The organism is Burkholderia sp. PR2 (assembly GCF_052372875.1).
Taxonomy (GTDB): Bacteria; Pseudomonadota; Gammaproteobacteria; order Burkholderiales; family Burkholderiaceae; genus Burkholderia; species Burkholderia diffusa.
The window spans coordinates 864,606-878,900 of sequence record NZ_JBQRWH010000004.1; the positions used below are offsets into that span (position 1 = coordinate 864,606).

Annotated in this window: 15 protein-coding genes and 1 tRNA gene; 4 read left to right on the forward strand and 12 right to left on the reverse strand. The window is 67.3% G+C overall.

Features of this window, described 5'->3' with window-relative positions; genetic code table 11:
- Positions 1-166 precede the first annotated feature (166 nt).
- The 10 genes from ACT2FV_RS21150 to hemN form a co-directional block, all read right to left on the reverse strand.
- A complete protein-coding gene (locus ACT2FV_RS21150; protein ID WP_444504741.1) occupies positions 167-1,042 on the reverse strand; it encodes an urease accessory protein UreD in 876 nt (291 codons plus the stop codon).
- Positions 1,043-1,184: 142 nt separating this feature from the next.
- Entirely contained in the window at positions 1,185-1,877 is a 693-nt protein-coding gene (gene urtE / locus ACT2FV_RS21155; protein WP_124521600.1) for an urea ABC transporter ATP-binding subunit UrtE, read from the reverse strand.
- Between the two features lie 4 nt (positions 1,878-1,881).
- Entirely contained in the window at positions 1,882-2,739 is an 858-nt protein-coding gene (urtD, locus tag ACT2FV_RS21160) for an urea ABC transporter ATP-binding protein UrtD (protein WP_059509652.1), read from the reverse strand.
- Positions 2,736-3,923, reverse strand: a complete 1,188-nt coding sequence (urtC, locus tag ACT2FV_RS21165) for an urea ABC transporter permease subunit UrtC (RefSeq protein ID WP_059605612.1) — start codon at positions 3,921-3,923, stop codon at positions 2,736-2,738. Before urtC ends, urtD begins: the two co-directional genes overlap by 4 nt.
- Before the next feature lies 1 nt (position 3,924).
- On the reverse strand, positions 3,925-5,544 hold the full coding sequence (gene urtB, locus ACT2FV_RS21170) for an urea ABC transporter permease subunit UrtB (RefSeq protein WP_151048857.1): 1,620 nt from the start codon (positions 5,542-5,544) through the stop codon (positions 3,925-3,927).
- A 141-nt stretch (positions 5,545-5,685) separates the two neighbouring features.
- Positions 5,686-6,993 carry an urea ABC transporter substrate-binding protein gene (gene urtA, locus ACT2FV_RS21175; protein ID WP_059605640.1) on the reverse strand — a complete coding sequence of 436 codons (1,308 nt, stop codon included), beginning with the start codon at positions 6,991-6,993 and terminating at the stop codon, positions 5,686-5,688.
- Between the two features lie 559 nt (positions 6,994-7,552).
- On the reverse strand, positions 7,553-7,876 hold the full coding sequence (locus tag ACT2FV_RS21180) for a rhodanese-like domain-containing protein (protein WP_059605618.1): 324 nt from the start codon (positions 7,874-7,876) through the stop codon (positions 7,553-7,555).
- 14 nt (positions 7,877-7,890) lie between these two features.
- A complete protein-coding gene (locus ACT2FV_RS21185) occupies positions 7,891-8,547 on the reverse strand; it encodes a protein-L-isoaspartate O-methyltransferase family protein (protein WP_059605621.1) in 657 nt (218 codons plus the stop codon).
- 104 nt (positions 8,548-8,651) lie between these two features.
- Positions 8,652-8,909, reverse strand: coding sequence for a hypothetical protein (locus ACT2FV_RS21190; RefSeq protein WP_151048858.1), 258 nt, complete (start codon positions 8,907-8,909; stop codon positions 8,652-8,654).
- A gap of 72 nt (positions 8,910-8,981) precedes the next feature.
- Entirely contained in the window at positions 8,982-10,373 is a 1,392-nt protein-coding gene (gene hemN, locus ACT2FV_RS21195) for an oxygen-independent coproporphyrinogen III oxidase (protein WP_124629651.1), read from the reverse strand.
- A 170-nt stretch (positions 10,374-10,543) separates the two neighbouring features.
- Here hemN and ACT2FV_RS21200 point away from each other — a divergent pair, with 170 nt between their 5' ends.
- The 3 genes from ACT2FV_RS21200 to ACT2FV_RS21210 all read left to right on the forward strand — a co-directional run bounded on the left by ACT2FV_RS21200 (position 10,544) and on the right by ACT2FV_RS21210 (position 12,493).
- Positions 10,544-10,861, forward strand: coding sequence for a YkgJ family cysteine cluster protein (locus tag ACT2FV_RS21200; RefSeq protein ID WP_059680838.1), 318 nt, complete (start codon positions 10,544-10,546; stop codon positions 10,859-10,861).
- 141 nt (positions 10,862-11,002) lie between these two features.
- Complete coding sequence (locus ACT2FV_RS21205) at positions 11,003-11,584, forward strand: DUF1439 domain-containing protein (protein ID WP_059605627.1); 582 nt, start codon at positions 11,003-11,005, stop codon at positions 11,582-11,584.
- A gap of 78 nt (positions 11,585-11,662) precedes the next feature.
- On the forward strand, positions 11,663-12,493 hold the full coding sequence (locus ACT2FV_RS21210; RefSeq protein ID WP_151048861.1) for an undecaprenyl-diphosphate phosphatase: 831 nt from the start codon (positions 11,663-11,665) through the stop codon (positions 12,491-12,493).
- A gap of 119 nt (positions 12,494-12,612) precedes the next feature.
- On the opposite strand, the gene trmB is transcribed toward ACT2FV_RS21210, so the two are convergent.
- Together trmB and ACT2FV_RS21220 are read right to left on the reverse strand one after the other, a co-directional pair.
- Complete coding sequence (gene trmB / locus ACT2FV_RS21215) at positions 12,613-13,380, reverse strand: tRNA (guanosine(46)-N7)-methyltransferase TrmB (protein ID WP_059605632.1); 768 nt, start codon at positions 13,378-13,380, stop codon at positions 12,613-12,615.
- Between the two features lie 133 nt (positions 13,381-13,513).
- Positions 13,514-13,588 (reverse strand) — tRNA-Gly (locus tag ACT2FV_RS21220).
- 294 nt (positions 13,589-13,882) lie between these two features.
- On the opposite strand from ACT2FV_RS21220, the gene ACT2FV_RS21225 reads away from it, so the two are divergent.
- Entirely contained in the window at positions 13,883-14,227 is a 345-nt protein-coding gene (locus ACT2FV_RS21225) for a cupin domain-containing protein (RefSeq protein ID WP_059466993.1), read from the forward strand.
- Positions 14,228-14,295: the final 68 nt, after the last annotated feature.

The following is a 14,295-nucleotide window of genomic DNA, read 5'->3' on the forward strand; positions in this document are numbered from 1 at the left end:
AGCACCGCGCCGTTTTTCGTGCGTCGTGTAGCCGTTATGTAAGCAGCAAGGCGCGTGCCATGCCGATGGAACGCGTCTCGATGCGCGATCGTGGTGCGCGATGCATGAATCGTGGGCAGGGTAGGCGGCGCGGCTGCGCCGAAACGGTGCGTGCCGGGCCGGGCGCTCAGGTCTGCCAGAGGCGCAGCGGCCGTGCGTCGACGCCGTGCACGAGCGGCCGCAGGTAAAGCCAGCAGTCGGCGAAGTGATGCTGCAGTGCTTCCATCGACGTCGATACCGCGCGCACCAGCACGACGCCCGGCGTCACGCAGGTCGCGCCCGCGCGCAGGGTGTCGTCGAACGGCATCCGCACGGCGAGCGCTTCGGCGAGCGCGGCATCGCACGCGGTGCCAACCGCCCACAGCGTGCCGTACACGGGAAAGCCGGCGAGACCCTGCAGTGCGCTGCGCAGCGGATCGTGCGCGTCGAGCAGCGCGCGCTCGGTCCATAGCGGCCGTCCATCGGCATCGACGAGTGCCGAACCCGACGCGATGCGGCCCGCCGACCACGTTTCGCCGGCCGCCTGCCGGCCGAGCTGCGTCGCGTCCCAGCCGATCGCGCTCGCGCCGGCGCCGAGCGTTACCGTGAAGTCGAGCGCGGCGTGGGCCGCGTCGAAGAACAGATTGTTTTGCGGCAGCCAGTCGAGCTTCGCGTGCTCGCCGACCGTGATGCCGATGCGCTGCGTCGCGTCGAGCCCGTTCGACTTGTACCACTTGGTCGCGCCGGGTGTCGTCAGCACCGCGTGCGTGCCGTCGCCGAGCGTGATGTCGATCTCGAGTCGGTCGCCGCCCGCGACGCCGCCCGGCGGGTGAACGATGACCGCGTGACAGATCGCGTCGCCCTCCGGATACAGCGGCCGCTGGACGCGCAACGGGCCGTCGTGCAGCCGGTGGACGAGCGTCGTGCGCGCGCCGTGCCGTTCGAAGCCGAGTTCGAGACGGCCGCGCCACGACTTGGCGACGGCGGGGCGGGACAGCGGGGCGTGGGAGTCGGGGGCGGACATCGGCGGCGAGCGGGAAACGACGGAAACGGGCGCGAAGAACGTGGATGCTACCGGAACAATAATGCAGATGCCGCGTTCGTTGGAAGCGCGGCGTGCGGCCGCACCGCGAACCGGCCGCCCGTGCGCGCTGCCGTGCCGCCGCTCACACCGCGATCAGTTCGCGCACACCGTTCGTTTCCATGTCGCGCGCATCGCCGCCCGCGATGACCTCGCCGCGGCTCATCACCCAGTAATGGTCCGCGATCGAGCGCGCGAAGTCGTAATACTGCTCGACGAGCAGCACGGTCATTTTCGATTCGTCGACGAGCTGGCGCAGCGTGCGGCCGATGTCCTGGATGATCGACGGCTGGATGCCCTCGGTCGGCTCGTCGAGGATCAGCAGCTGCGGCTCGCTCATCAGCGCGCGGCCGATCGCGAGCTGCTGCTGCTGGCCGCCCGACAGGTCGCCGCCGCGTCGCGCCCGCATGTCCTTCAGCACCGGGAACAGGTCGTAGATGCGATCGGGCACTTTCGACGGCGCCTTGCGGCTCGCCGCGCCGACGAGCAGGTTCTCCTCGACGGTCAGCCGCGGAAAGATGTCGCGACCCTGCGGCACGTACGCGAGGCCGGCCGCGACGCGCGCATACGGCGGCAGCGCGCCGAGCGCCGTGCCGCGCCACGACACGCTGCCGCTTTTCGCGGCGACGACCCCCATCAGGCAGCGCAGCAGCGTGCTCTTGCCGACGCCGTTGCGGCCGAGCAGCACGGTGAGCTTGCCGTCGTCGGCGGCAAGCGTCACGTTGCGCAGGATATGGCTGCCGCCGTAGTACTGGTTCAGTGCATCGATCTTCAGCATTGGATTACCGTCCGAGGTAGGACTCGATCACCGCGTCGTCACGCTTGACCTGGTCGAGCGTGCCTTGCGCGAGCACCGCGCCTTCGGCCATCACCGTCACGCGGCCCGTGTCGCCCGCGAGCGCCGCGACGAATTCCATGTCGTGTTCGACGACCATCATCGAGCAGGTGCCGCGCAGCGTGTTCAGCAGCTTCGCGAGTTCCATCGTCTCGTGGTCGGTCATTCCGGCGGCCGGCTCGTCGAGCAGCAACAGAGCCGGGCGCTGCATCAGCAGCATGCCGATCTCGAGCCGCTGCTTCTGCCCGTGCGACAGCTCGCCGGCCGCGCGATACGCGTCGCTTTCGAGGCCGATCAGCGCGAGCGTCTCCTCGATCTTCGCCTGTGCGGCGCGATCGAGCCGCGCGCGCAGCGACGCGAGCCAGCCCTTGTCGGTCTGCATCGCCAGTTCGAGGTTTTCCCACACCGGATGCTGTTCGAACACGGTCGGCTTCTGGAACTTGCGGCCGATCCCCGCACGTGCGATCTCGGGTTCATTCATCCTCGCGAGGTCGATGGTCTGGCCGAGAAAAACCTTGCCCGCATCGGGTCGCGTCTTGCCGGTGATCACGTCCATCATCGTCGTCTTGCCCGCGCCGTTCGGGCCGATCACGCAGCGCAGTTCGCCCGCGTCGATCGCGAGCGACAGCTTGTTCAGCGCGCGAAAGCCGTCGAAGCTCACCTCGATGTCCTCGAGATAGAGGATCGTGCCGTGCGACGTGTCGATGCCGGGCGGCACCACGCGGCCCATCGATGCGGTGCCGCTGACGGCCAGCAGCTCGTCCTCGGCCGGTGGCGTGAACTGGTAGAGGGCCGTGCCGTTCATGCGCGTTTCCCCTTTGCGAGCAGCGTGTCCACGAGGCCCATGATGCCGCGCGGCAGCAAGAGCGGCACGAGCACGAAGATCAGCCCGAGAAAGAACAGCCAGTATTCGGCGAAGTACGCGGTAAAGAGGCTCTTCGCGCCGTTCACCGCGAATGCGCCGACGATCGGACCGATCAGCGTCCCGCGCCCGCCCACCGCGACCCAGATCGCCATTTCGATCGAGTTGCCGGGCGACATCTCGCCGGGGTTGATGATGCCGACCTGCGGCACGTACAACGCGCCCGCGATACCGCACAGCACGGCCGACAGCGTCCATACGAACAGTTTGTACGCGAGCGGGCTGTAACCGAGGAACATCAGCCGTGTCTCGCCGTCGCGCACCGCGGTGACCACGCGCCCGAGCTTGCTGGTGACGATCGCGCGCGCGGCGATGAACGCGAGCACGAGCGTCGCGAAGGTCAGCAGCAACAGCACCGTGCGCGTGCCGGGCGACGTGACGGAGAAGCCTGCGATGCGCTTGAAGTCGGTGAAGCCGTTGTTGCCGCCGAAGCCCGTCTCGTTGCGAAAGAACAGCAGCATCGCGGCGAACGTCAGCGCTTGCGTGATGATCGACAGGTACACGCCCTTCACGCGCGAGCGGAACGTGAAGAAGCCGAACACCCATGCGAGCACGGCCGGCACGAGCACGACCAGCGCGAGCGCCCACGCGAGATGCTGCGTGCCGCTCCAGTACCAGGGCAGCTGATGCCAGTCGAGGAACACCATGAAGTCGGGCAGGTCGCTGCCGTATTTGCCGTCGCGGCCGATCTCGCGCATCAGGTACATGCCGATCGCATAACCGCCGAGCGCGAAGAACAGGCCATGGCCGAGGCTCAGGATTCCGCAGTAGCCCCACACGAGATCGAGCGCGAGCGCGGCGATCGCGTAGCACATCAGCTTGCCGGCGAGCGTCATCGCATACGCTGACAGGTGGAACGCGCTCGACTCGGGCGCGACCAGCGCGGCGAGCGGCACGCCGATGCCGATCGCGACGCACAGCGCGACGAGCGCAAGCCATGCGCGGCGCGACAGCAGCGCGGGGCGGGGCGGCAGGCCGAGCGCGAAACCGTCTTCGGCACGCGCGGTTGCGGCGGGCTTCGGCGCGCCGGCGACCGGATTCGACAACGAATCGGTGATTGAAGTCATGTCAGGCCTCCGCGCTGCGTCCCTTCGGGGCGAACATGCCCTGCGGACGTTTCTGGATGAACAGCACGATCATCACGAGCACCGCGATCTTCGCGAGCACTGCGCCCCAGAACGGCTCGATCGCCTTGCTGACGAGGCCGAGCCCGAAGCCGCCGAGCACGGTGCCGGCGATCTGGCCGACGCCGCCGAGCACGACCGCCATGAACGAATCGATGATGTAGTTTTGCCCGAGGTCGGGGCCCACGTTGCCGATCTGCGACAGCGCGCACCCGCCGAGGCCCGCGATGCCCGCGCCGAACGCGAACGCATACGCGTCGACGCGAGCGGTCTTCACGCCGACGCACGCGGCCATCCGGCGGTTCTGCGTGACCGCGCGCACGAACAGGCCGAGCCGGGTCTTCGTCAGCACGCCCCAGGCGACGCACACGACCGCGAGCGCGAACGCGAGGATCGCGAGCCGGTTGTACGGCAGGATCAGGTTCTGCATCACGGTCACGCCGCCGCTCATCCACGACGGGTTCACGACCTGCACGTTCTGCGCGCCGAACAGCATGCGCGTGGCCTGGATCAGGATCAGGCTCACGCCGAACGTCGCGAGCAGCGTCTCGAGCGGGCGGCCGTACAGGTGCCGCAGCACGAGCCGCTCGAGCACGATGCCCACCAGCGCCGCCGCCGCGAACGACACCGGCACCGCAACGAGCGGATACCAGTCGAACGCGGCCGGCGCATAGCGCTGGATCAGCGTCTGCACGACATAGGTTGCGTACGCACCGATCATCAGGAATTCGCCGTGCGCCATGTTGATCACGCCGATCAGCCCGTACGTGATCGCGAGGCCGAGCGCCGCGAGCAGCAGCACGCTGCCGAGCGACAGGCCCGCGAACACGGTGCCCGCGATCTCGCCGCGGCGCTGCAGCGTGTGCAATGCATCGAGTCCTTGCTGCGCGGCGTCGCGCACGCGCGCGTCGGGCTCCGCATGGCTGCCGTCAGCGTTCTGTGCGACGAGCGGGCGCAATTGCTCGATCATGTCGAGATCGTGGCGCGCGGCCACCACCTGCACGGCTTCGAGACGCTTCGCCGGATCGGCGTCGTGCAGCGCGGCGATCGCCCACAGTGCGTCGAGGCGGCGTTTCAATGCCGGATCGGTTTCCTTGGCGCGGGCGCGCTCGATCATCGGCTTGAGCGCCGGGTCGGGCGACTTCAGCAGCGCGTCGATCGCGTCGCGACGCGCGGCGACATCCGGCGACGCGAGAGCGAGACCCGACAGCGCGCCCGCGATCTTCGTGCGCAGCAGGTTGTTCAGCATCACGGGCTGCGCGTCGCCGGCCGGCGTCGCGGCCTGCGTGAGCGCGTCGTGCGCCGTGTCGCCGGTCTGGATCAGCAGGTGTCCGTCGCCGGTCGCGAGCGCGTCGCCGGTCGACAGCGCATTGAGCAACGCGACGGCGCGCGGATCGGCATCGGCGGCGAGATGTTCGATCGCGGCCGTTTTCGCGTCGAAGTCGTCGCCGGCAAGCGCGGCGGTATCGGCCGCCGTCAGGGCGAACGCGGCGTGCGGCAGCGCGCCCGTCAGCGCGGCACAGGCGACGACCGCGACGGCGGCGCGGCGAAAGCGTGTAGGCATCGAGAAATCCTGTCGGGCGTGGGAAAGCGAACGCGTGTGGCGGTGCGCGAGCGAGAGCGGCGCGTTACCGCAATCGCGGCGGCGTGCCTGCACCGGCCTGCGAACGGAGCGCCACGCCGGTGCGCGGCGCTCCGCATCGCATCAGGCGAGCGCCGCGCGCTGCCGGCGCAGGAACGCCGGGATCGAGCTGACGATGTCCGGCTTGCCCTGGTTGCCCGCGATGAACGGGCTCCACGGCTGCGCGCGCACGACCGTCTTCGTCTTCCACACGACGTTGAACTGCCCGTCGCCGCGGATCTCGCCGATCATCACCGGCTTGTGCAGGTGATGGTTGCCGTCCATCGAGAGCGTGAAGCCCGACGGCGCGGCAACCGTCTGTCCGATCATCGCGACGCGCACCTTGTCGACGTCGGTGCTCTTCGCCTTCTCGACCGCCTGCTTCCACATGTGGATGCCGACGTAGGTCGCTTCCATCGGATCGTTGGTCACGCGCTTCGCGCCGCCTGGCAGATTGTTCGCCTTCACCCACGCGGCGAACTGGTCCTTGAACTTCGTGTTCGTCGGGTTCTTCACCGACATGAAGTAGTTCCAGGCGGCGAGATGGCCGACGAGCGGCTTCGTGTCGATCCCGCGCAGCTCTTCCTCGCCGACCGAGAACGCGACCACCGGCACGTCGGTCGCCTTGATCCCCTGGTTGCCGAGCTCCTTGTAGAACGGCACGTTCGAATCGCCGTTGATCGTCGAGACCACGGTCGTCTTGCCGCCCTGCGCGAAGTTCTTGATGTTCGCGACGATCGTCTGGTAGTCGCTGTGTCCGAACGGCGTGTAGACCTCCTGAATGTCGGCGTCCTTGACGCCTTTCGATTTCAGGAACGCGCGCAGGATCTTGTTGGTCGTGCGCGGATACACATAGTCGGTGCCGAGCAGGAAGAATCGTTTGGCGCCGCCGCCTTCCGCGCTCATCAGGTACTCGACGGCGGGGATCGCCTGCTGATTCGGCGCGGCGCCCGTGTAGAACACGTTGCGCGACATTTCCTCGCCTTCATATTGCACCGGGTAGTAGAGCAGGCCGTTCAGTTCCTCGAACACCGGCAGCACCGACTTGCGCGACACCGACGTCCAGCAGCCGAACACGCATGCGACCTTGTCCTGCGTGAGCAGCTGGCGCGCCTTCTCCGCGAACAGCGGCCAGTTCGATGCGGGGTCGACGACCACGGGCTCGAGCTTGCGGCCCATCACGCCGCCGCTCTTGTTGATGTCGGCGATCGTCATCAGCGCCGTGTCCTTCAGCGACGTTTCGGAGATCGCCATCGTGCCCGACAGCGAATGCAGGATACCGACCTTGATCGGACCCGTGCCCGCATCGGCCGCGTGCGCAAACGGACTCTTGCCCGCCAGCGCGAGTGCACCGGCCATCGAACCGAACTTCAGCAGACTGCGACGTTTCATCGAGTTCCCCTTGACGTGTTTGGTAGGCGTGCGCCATGACGGCGCCGGCATCCGACTAACGCAAGGCATGTGCCAGTCGCACGGATGCACGCCGGGCGTGCCTGTGCGGGGTGGCGTGGGGCGTCGGCGTGGTGCGCGTGACGCGTCGTGCAGCATGCGCGATCCGTTGCGGTGCAGTCGCGCGGGCGCAAATGGTGCACGGCGTGCGCCCGTGTGCGAGCGCGCACGTCACGCGTTGAGGGACGTGCGGAACGTGATCGATGCGCATGCATTCAGCCGCGTCGTGTCGTGTCGGCGTCGCAGTGCACGGGGGGAAGTGGAGTACGACGGGAAGCGCGAAGCGATCCGTTCGACGGGTGCCATGCTCGGGTGCTCGCCGCCGTTCGACATCGAACGGACGCGGATAGCCGACGGGCTGAAGCGATCGGGGGAGGGGGAACACAGAAGCGGAAATGCAAACGGGCGCGCCATGCGCGCCCGTTCGGCGGATCGGGGCGATCGGCTGCAACGTGCCGGTCGCCGTGGCGGCGCGCGATGCGCCGCCGGGAAGGTCAGTCACTCAGTAACGCGGCACGGACGGATCGACGTCACGCGACCACGCGTCGATCCCGCCCTGCAGGTTGTACAGCTTCGTGAAGCCGCGCGATTCGAGGAACATCGCGACCTGGGCGCTGCGCATCCCGTGATGGCACACGCAGACGATTTCCGCTTCGTCGTCGAGCTCCTCGCTGCGCGCGGGGATCTGTTGCATCGGGATCGACACGCTGCCGGCGATCTGCGCGGTCGAGATTTCCCAGGGCTCGCGCACGTCGAGCACGAGCGGCGCGGGACGCGCCGGATCGCGAAGCCATTCCGCGAGCATCGCGGGTGTCAGGATCTGCATGGAAGCTCCGCCGCTCAGAACTTGAAGCGCGACGGCTCCATCGCGTTGACGAGGTGATTGACGTAGGTTTCGAACACGTCGGCGACACGGTACTGCTTGTCGTCGATGCGCGTGATGATCTGCGCCTTCATCACCGGACGGCCGCCGACGAACGCCGACAGGCGGCCGCCGATCTTCAGCTGTTCGAGCATCTGCTGCGGCACGACCGGCAGGCCGCCCGCGACGCAGATCACGTCATACGGCGCCTTGTCGGGCCAGCCGAGCGAGCCGTCGCCGAGCACGACTTCCGCGTTCGTCACGCCGTCGTTGCGCAGGTTGTCCGCCGCGAACTTTGCGATGGTCGGATCGATATCGACAGCCGTCACGTGCTGTGCGCGATGCGCGAACAGTGCGGCCAGGTAGCCCGAACCCGCGCCGATCACGAGCACGTTCTCGTGCTTCTTGACCGACAGTTCCTGCAGCACGCGCGCTTCGACGCGCGGGAACAGCATCTTGCTGGTGCCGCCGGGCAGCGGCAGCTCGAGGTCGGCGAACGCGAGATCGCGGTGTTCGGGCAACACGTAGTTTTCACGCTTGACGATCGACAGCAGGCCCAGGACGTCCAGATCCAGCACATCCCACGGCCGGATCTGTTGTTCGATCATGTTGAAACGCGCGTTTTCGATATTCATGGTGTGGTCACGCAGCCAAGTCGGCCATCAGCGGGGATAGAGAAACTTCGTGATTGTACCAAAGGGGGCGGCCGCGAAGCCTTCAGACGGCCTGCAACAGACCTTTATCCCTTGCTCTTCTTGATCTGCGCCTCGAATGCGAGGTCGAGCTTGCTCGCCTTGCGCGGCTTTTTGGGGCCGAAGTCGTCGACGAACCTGACGAATTCGTCGAGCGGCAGCGGCTCGCTGCGCTTCTCGGCGGTGCCGCCGGAGCGGTCGACCAGATAGAACAGGCCGCCCGCCATCGCGACGGCCGCGAACTGCGGATTGCCGGAACGCGTTTTCAGGCGTTCGACCGCGTTGGTTGCTTTGGTGGTGCGCATCGTGCGGATTCTTGCAGGGGCGTTGAGCCCCGTACTTTATCAAACCGGCCGCCCGCATGCGGCCGTGCAGCGTCAGACGGTGCGCGAGTAGCGTTGCCGCGGCGTCTGGCCGAGGTAGGCGTCGAACGCCATCGCGATGTTGCGCACGACCATCCGGCCGGCCGGGTGGATCGTCAGGCGGTCGCCGGCGATGGTCAGCAACCCGTCCTGCTCGAACGTGCGCAGCGCGTCGAGCTCGCGCGCGAAGTGATCGGCGAAGCGGATCCCGTGCGCGGCCTCGATATGCGAGAACGGCAGTTCGAGGTTGCACATCAGCTGGGTGATCACGTCCCGGCGCAGCCGGTCGTCGGGCGTGAGCCGCACGCCGCGCGTGATCGGCAGCCGGCCCGCGTCGAGCGCGGCGCCATAGGCCGGCAGGTCCTTCGCGTTCTGCGCGTAGACGTCGCCGACCTTCCCGATCGACGACACACCGAAGCCGACCAGATCGGTATCCGCACGCGTGCTGTAGCCCTGGAAATTGCGCTGCAGCGTGCCGTTGCGCTGCGCGCGCACGAGCTCGTCGGTCGGCCGCGCGAAGTGATCCATCCCGATGTACACGTAGCCGGCCTGAGTCAGCATGTCGATCGCGAGGCCGAGCAGCGCGACGCGCGTTGCGGGCGGCGGCAGCGTCGCGTCGTCGATCTGCCGCTGCATCTTGAACAGGTGCGGCATGTGCGCGTAGCCGAATACCGAGAGGCGGTCGGGCGCGAGTTCGATGATTGTCTCGAGCGTGCGCGCGAATACGGCGACCGTCTGGTGCGGCAGTCCGTAGATCAGGTCGACGCTGACCGAATGGAAGCCCGTCGTGCGTGCTGCCGACAGCAGGTCGGCCGTCATCGCGAGCGGCTGGATCCGGTTGATCGCCTGCTGCACGATCGGATCGAAATCCTGCACGCCCAGGCTCAGCCGGTTGAAGCCGATGTTGCGCAGGTGGACGAGCGTCGCGGGCGTGACCGTGCGCGGGTCGATCTCGATCGAGAACTCCGCGTCGGCGTCCGGCGCAAGCGCGAAGTGTTCGCGGGTGGCCACCATCAGCTCGGCCGTTTCGTCGTCGGACAGGAAGGTCGGCGTGCCGCCGCCCCAGTGCAGCTGCGTGACCGGGCGCGCGGGATCGAACAGCGCGGCCTGCAGCGCCAGCTCGCGCTTCAGTTGCTCGAGATACGGGCGCGCGCGGCGGCGGTTGTTGGTCGCGATCTTGTTGCAGCCGCAGTAGAAGCAGGCCGTGTTGCAGAACGGGATGTGGAAGTACAGCGACAGGTCGCTCGACGACGCGCCGGGATCGCCCGCGGCGCGCACGTAGTCGGCCGGGTCGAAATCGTCGCGGAATTGCAGCGCGGTGGGGTAGGACGTATAGCGCGGCCCGTTCGCGCCGTACTTCGCGAGCAAATCGGGACGGAACATTGTGTCGGCAGAACCGGAACTCATGATGGTCTCGCGCTTTTTAGATGCTTTCGAGTATATAAACGCGCGTTTCGGCTGCATTGTGTAATAACGTCGCAGCCGGCGGTGGCACAATGCGCAGTGGGCTGCCGCACGCTGCGTCCGGTTGCCGCACCGTTTTTTGTTGTTCGTGAGAGAGCCGAGTGTCCGTCGAAATGCCTGTCCGTCCGGCGCCCGCCGATGTCCCGCCGCCGCATGCGTGCCGCGAGGGGTGCGGCGCATGCTGCATCGCGCCGTCGATTTCCTCGCCGATTCCGGGGATGCCCGACGGCAAGCCGGCCGGCGTGCGTTGCGTGCAGCTCGGCGACGACCTGCGCTGCCGGATCTTCGGCCGGCCCGAGCGTCCCGCGTGCTGTTCCGGACTGCAGCCGTCCGCCGAGATGTGCGGTGCGTCGCGCGACGACGCGCTCGCGTGGCTGACGCGCCTCGAGGTCGCGACGCAGCCGGCGCCCGGCGCCGGCGCGGCCCGCTGACGCATTGCCCGCGCTGCCCGTCACCGGCACGCGCATGGAACCGGCGACATCCGCCGAAGCACTAACTTCGGTCCACGGCCCTGCTTGCGGCCGAGCCGGTAACCCGACGGACGCTTCGCCCGATACAGGAGATTGTTCAGCATGACCGCATCTTGCACGTCCGGCCGGCGCCGCTTCCTCGCCGCTTGCGCCGGCGCCATCGGCGTGTCGGTATCGCTCGCCGCCTGCGCGTCGACTTTCCCGTTCATCCCCGATCACTACACGTTCTCGCGCGGCGATGTGCAGAAAGCCGTCGCGCGCAAGTTTCCGTACCAGAAGACGGTCGCGCAGGTCGTCGACGTGTCGCTCGCCAATCCGGCCGTCAACCTGCTGCCCGACCAGAACCGCGTCGCCGTGCAGCTGGACGCGCATTTCGCGAGTCCGTTCCTGAGCGAACCGGTGAGCGGCAAGTTCATCGTGTCGGGCCAGCTGGCTTACGACGCGCCGAGCCGCTCGGTCGTGCTGAAGGCGCCGGCCGTCGACAGCCTCGTGCTCGACGGCAACGCGCAGATGTACGCGCAACAGGTCGGCGCGGCCGCCGGCCTGCTCGCGACGCAGGTGCTGACCAACTATCCGATCTACACGTTCAAGCCCGAACAACTGCAATTTGCCGGCGTGAACTACGAACCCGGTACAATTACGATTCTTACAAACGGCATACGCGTAGCGATCGTCGAAAAGTGACGGCGCACCGCGCGCGGCCGGGCGGGCCGCGACGGTGACGCGGCCCTTTCTTTCGACTACTTCGGAGTTGGGCCACGGATGGACTGGATCCTGATCTGCAAGGCATTGATCCTCGGCGTCGTCGAGGGGCTGACGGAATTCCTCCCGGTGTCGAGCACCGGCCACCTGATCGTCGCGGGCAGCTTCCTGAATTTCAACGACGCGCACGCGAAGACCTTCGACGTCGTGATCCAGTTCGGCGCGATCCTCGCGGTCTGCTGGGAATACCGGCAGCGGATCGTCTCCATCGTGTCCGGGCTGCCGAGCCGGCCCGACGCGCAGCGCTTCACACTGAACGTCGTGATCGCGACGATTCCCGCGATCGCGCTCGGCCTGCTGTTCGAGAAGAAGATCAAGGCCGTGCTGTTCTCGCCGGTGCCGGTCGCGTTCGCACTCGTCGTCGGCGGCGCGATCATCCTGTGGGCCGAGGCGCGGCAGCGCGAACGCCTCGAGCCGCCGCGCGTGCAGTCGGTCGATGCGCTCACGCCGCTCGACGCGCTGAAGGTCGGCATCGCGCAATGTTTCGCGCTGGTGCCGGGCATGTCGCGCTCGGGCTCGACGATCATCGGCGGGATGCTGTTCGGCCTCGACCGGCGCGTCGCGACCGAATTCTCGTTCTTCCTCGCGATTCCGATCATCTTCGGCGCGACGCTCTATGAAACCGTCAAGGACTGGCAGGCGTTCACGGTCGATTCGCTCGGCCTGTTCGCGCTCGGGCTCGTTGCCGCCTTCGTCAGCGCGTTCGTGTGCGTGCGCTGGCTGCTGCGTTTCGTCGCGACGCACGACTTCACCGTGTTCGCGTGGTACCGGATCGCGTTCGGCCTGTTCGTGCTGTTGGTGGGGTATAGCGGGTGGCTGAACTGGGCGTGATGCCCGTGCGGGGGCGAGGGCGCATCCAATAGAGAACGGCCCGACCGGTAGCAGATGCCGGTCGGGCCGTTTGTCATTGCGCGACGCGCAGCGTGCGTTGCGCGCGCCGCGCGTTGTGTTCAGCCGGCGCGTTTGCGGAACACCAGGTCCCACACGCCGTGGCCGAGCCGCAGCCCGCGCCGTTCGAACTTCGTGACGGGGCGGTAGTCGGGGCGCGGCGCGTAGTCGGCAGCCGTGTTTTCGAGCGTCGGTTCGGCGCCGAGCACTTCCAGCATCTGTTCCGCGTAGTTTTGCCAGTCGGTCGCGCAGTGCAGGTACGCGCCGGGCTTCAGGCGCGATGCGAGGTGCGCGACGAGCGGCGGCTGGATCAGTCGGCGCTTGTGATGGCGCGCCTTGTGCCACGGATCGGGGAAGAAGATGTGCACGCCGTCGAGGCTTTCCGGCGCGAGCATGTGCTCGAGCACCTCCACCGCGTCGTGCTGGATGATGCGGATGTTCGGCAGGTCCTGCTCGCCGATCAGTTTCAGCAGCGCGCCGACACCCGGTTCGTGCACTTCGACGCCGAGGAAGTCGTCGCCCGGGCGGTGCGCGGCGATTTCCGCGGTCGATGCGCCCATCCCGAAGCCGATCTCCAGGATGCGCGGCGCGCGGCGGCCGAACACGGCGTCCCAGTCCGGGATTTCCGCCGCGTACGGGACGACGAAGCGCGGGCCGAGATCGTCGAGCGCGCGGCGCTGGCCGGTCGACACGCGGCCGGCGCGCGTCACGAAGCTGCGGATGCGGCGGCGGTGCAGCGGGTTGACTTCGTCGGCGCCGTCGGCGGCTTCGTCGGGAAGGGCGGCGTCGTCCGGCGGCAGGCCGGCTTCGTTCGGATCGTCGTGCATCATCGGTGACAGAGAAAGGCTTGGTTCGGGCGCGGGCCCGTCATGCGCAGCGGTACTACCGGATGAACCGGCAGACGGTACAAAAAAGCCGCCTTCGACGAGGCGGCTCTTGCGCAGGCTGCCGAGCAGCCGAAGGTGGAGCGGGCGATGGGAATCGAACCCACGTCATCAGCTTGGGAAGCTGAGGTAATGGCCATTATACGACGCCCGCAGAACGCGTAATTCTACAGGGTTTGGCCCAGATGTTGCAAGCAAGGCGTTTTTGGCCGCCTGCCTCGAAGCTCGCATGGGCTCGGTGGTTGGGCGACGGATCGCCGGGAACGGGCGTCAAGGATCGGCCGGAAGCGGTCGGTCATCGCAAGCCCGACCGGAACACGCAGGCGGCGCGCCAGCACGCAAGCCCGTGTCGAAAATAGACGAGTCGGTGTCGGACGCATACAAGCCCCGGTGAAGCTTTCGAACTAACGTGACAGACCTTCTACCCGATCGTTAGTCTGGAGCCGACATGTCCGATTTCATCACCGTTCTGCGCAAAACCTGCCCGACCCCGGTCGTCGACGCGACCAAGTGGAAGCGCATCGGCGGCGATCCGCACACCGTGAACCTCAACGCCTACCTCTCGAAGGATGGCAGCAAGATCATGGGCACCTGGATCTGCACGCCGGGCAAGTTCGAAGTGAACTACGAGAAATGGGAGTACTGCCACTTCCTCGACGGCTACTGCATCATCACGCCGGAAGGCGAGGAGCCGGTGCACCTGAAGGCCGGCGACGTGTTCGTGATCGAACCCGGCATGAAAGGGACGTGGGAAGTGGTGGAGACGGTGCGCAAGTACTTCGTGTTTGCCTGAGCGGGCCTGTCGATTCGACTCGCGTACCAGCGCTGGTTGAATCGATGCGTTGAAACGCACCCGTACCC

Bases quoted from the DNA above. Each gene is read 5' to 3' on its own strand.
- ACT2FV_RS21185 (WP_059605621.1), bottom strand. From the start codon at position 8,547: ATGAATATCGAAAACGCGCGTTTCAACATGATCGAACAACAGATCCGG.
- hemN (WP_124629651.1), bottom strand. From the start codon at position 10,373: ATGAGTTCCGGTTCTGCCGACACAATGTTCCGTCCCGATTTGCTCGCG.
- urtB (WP_151048857.1), bottom strand. From the start codon at position 5,544: ATGCCTACACGCTTTCGCCGCGCCGCCGTCGCGGTCGTCGCCTGTGCC.
- ACT2FV_RS21225 (WP_059466993.1), top strand. From the start codon at position 13,883: ATGTCCGATTTCATCACCGTTCTGCGCAAAACCTGCCCGACCCCGGTC.
- trmB (WP_059605632.1), bottom strand. From the start codon at position 13,380: ATGATGCACGACGATCCGAACGAAGCCGGCCTGCCGCCGGACGACGCC.
- urtE (WP_124521600.1), bottom strand. From the start codon at position 1,877: ATGCTGAAGATCGATGCACTGAACCAGTACTACGGCGGCAGCCATATC.
- ACT2FV_RS21200 (WP_059680838.1), top strand. From the start codon at position 10,544: ATGCCTGTCCGTCCGGCGCCCGCCGATGTCCCGCCGCCGCATGCGTGC.
- ACT2FV_RS21210 (WP_151048861.1), top strand. From the start codon at position 11,663: ATGGACTGGATCCTGATCTGCAAGGCATTGATCCTCGGCGTCGTCGAG.
- urtD (WP_059509652.1), bottom strand. From the start codon at position 2,739: ATGAACGGCACGGCCCTCTACCAGTTCACGCCACCGGCCGAGGACGAG.
- urtA (WP_059605640.1), bottom strand. From the start codon at position 6,993: ATGAAACGTCGCAGTCTGCTGAAGTTCGGTTCGATGGCCGGTGCACTC.
- ACT2FV_RS21190 (WP_151048858.1), bottom strand. From the start codon at position 8,909: ATGCGCACCACCAAAGCAACCAACGCGGTCGAACGCCTGAAAACGCGT.
- ACT2FV_RS21180 (WP_059605618.1), bottom strand. From the start codon at position 7,876: ATGCAGATCCTGACACCCGCGATGCTCGCGGAATGGCTTCGCGATCCG.
- ACT2FV_RS21205 (WP_059605627.1), top strand. From the start codon at position 11,003: ATGACCGCATCTTGCACGTCCGGCCGGCGCCGCTTCCTCGCCGCTTGC.
- ACT2FV_RS21150 (WP_444504741.1), bottom strand. From the start codon at position 1,042: ATGTCCGCCCCCGACTCCCACGCCCCGCTGTCCCGCCCCGCCGTCGCC.
- urtC (WP_059605612.1), bottom strand. From the start codon at position 3,923: ATGACTTCAATCACCGATTCGTTGTCGAATCCGGTCGCCGGCGCGCCG.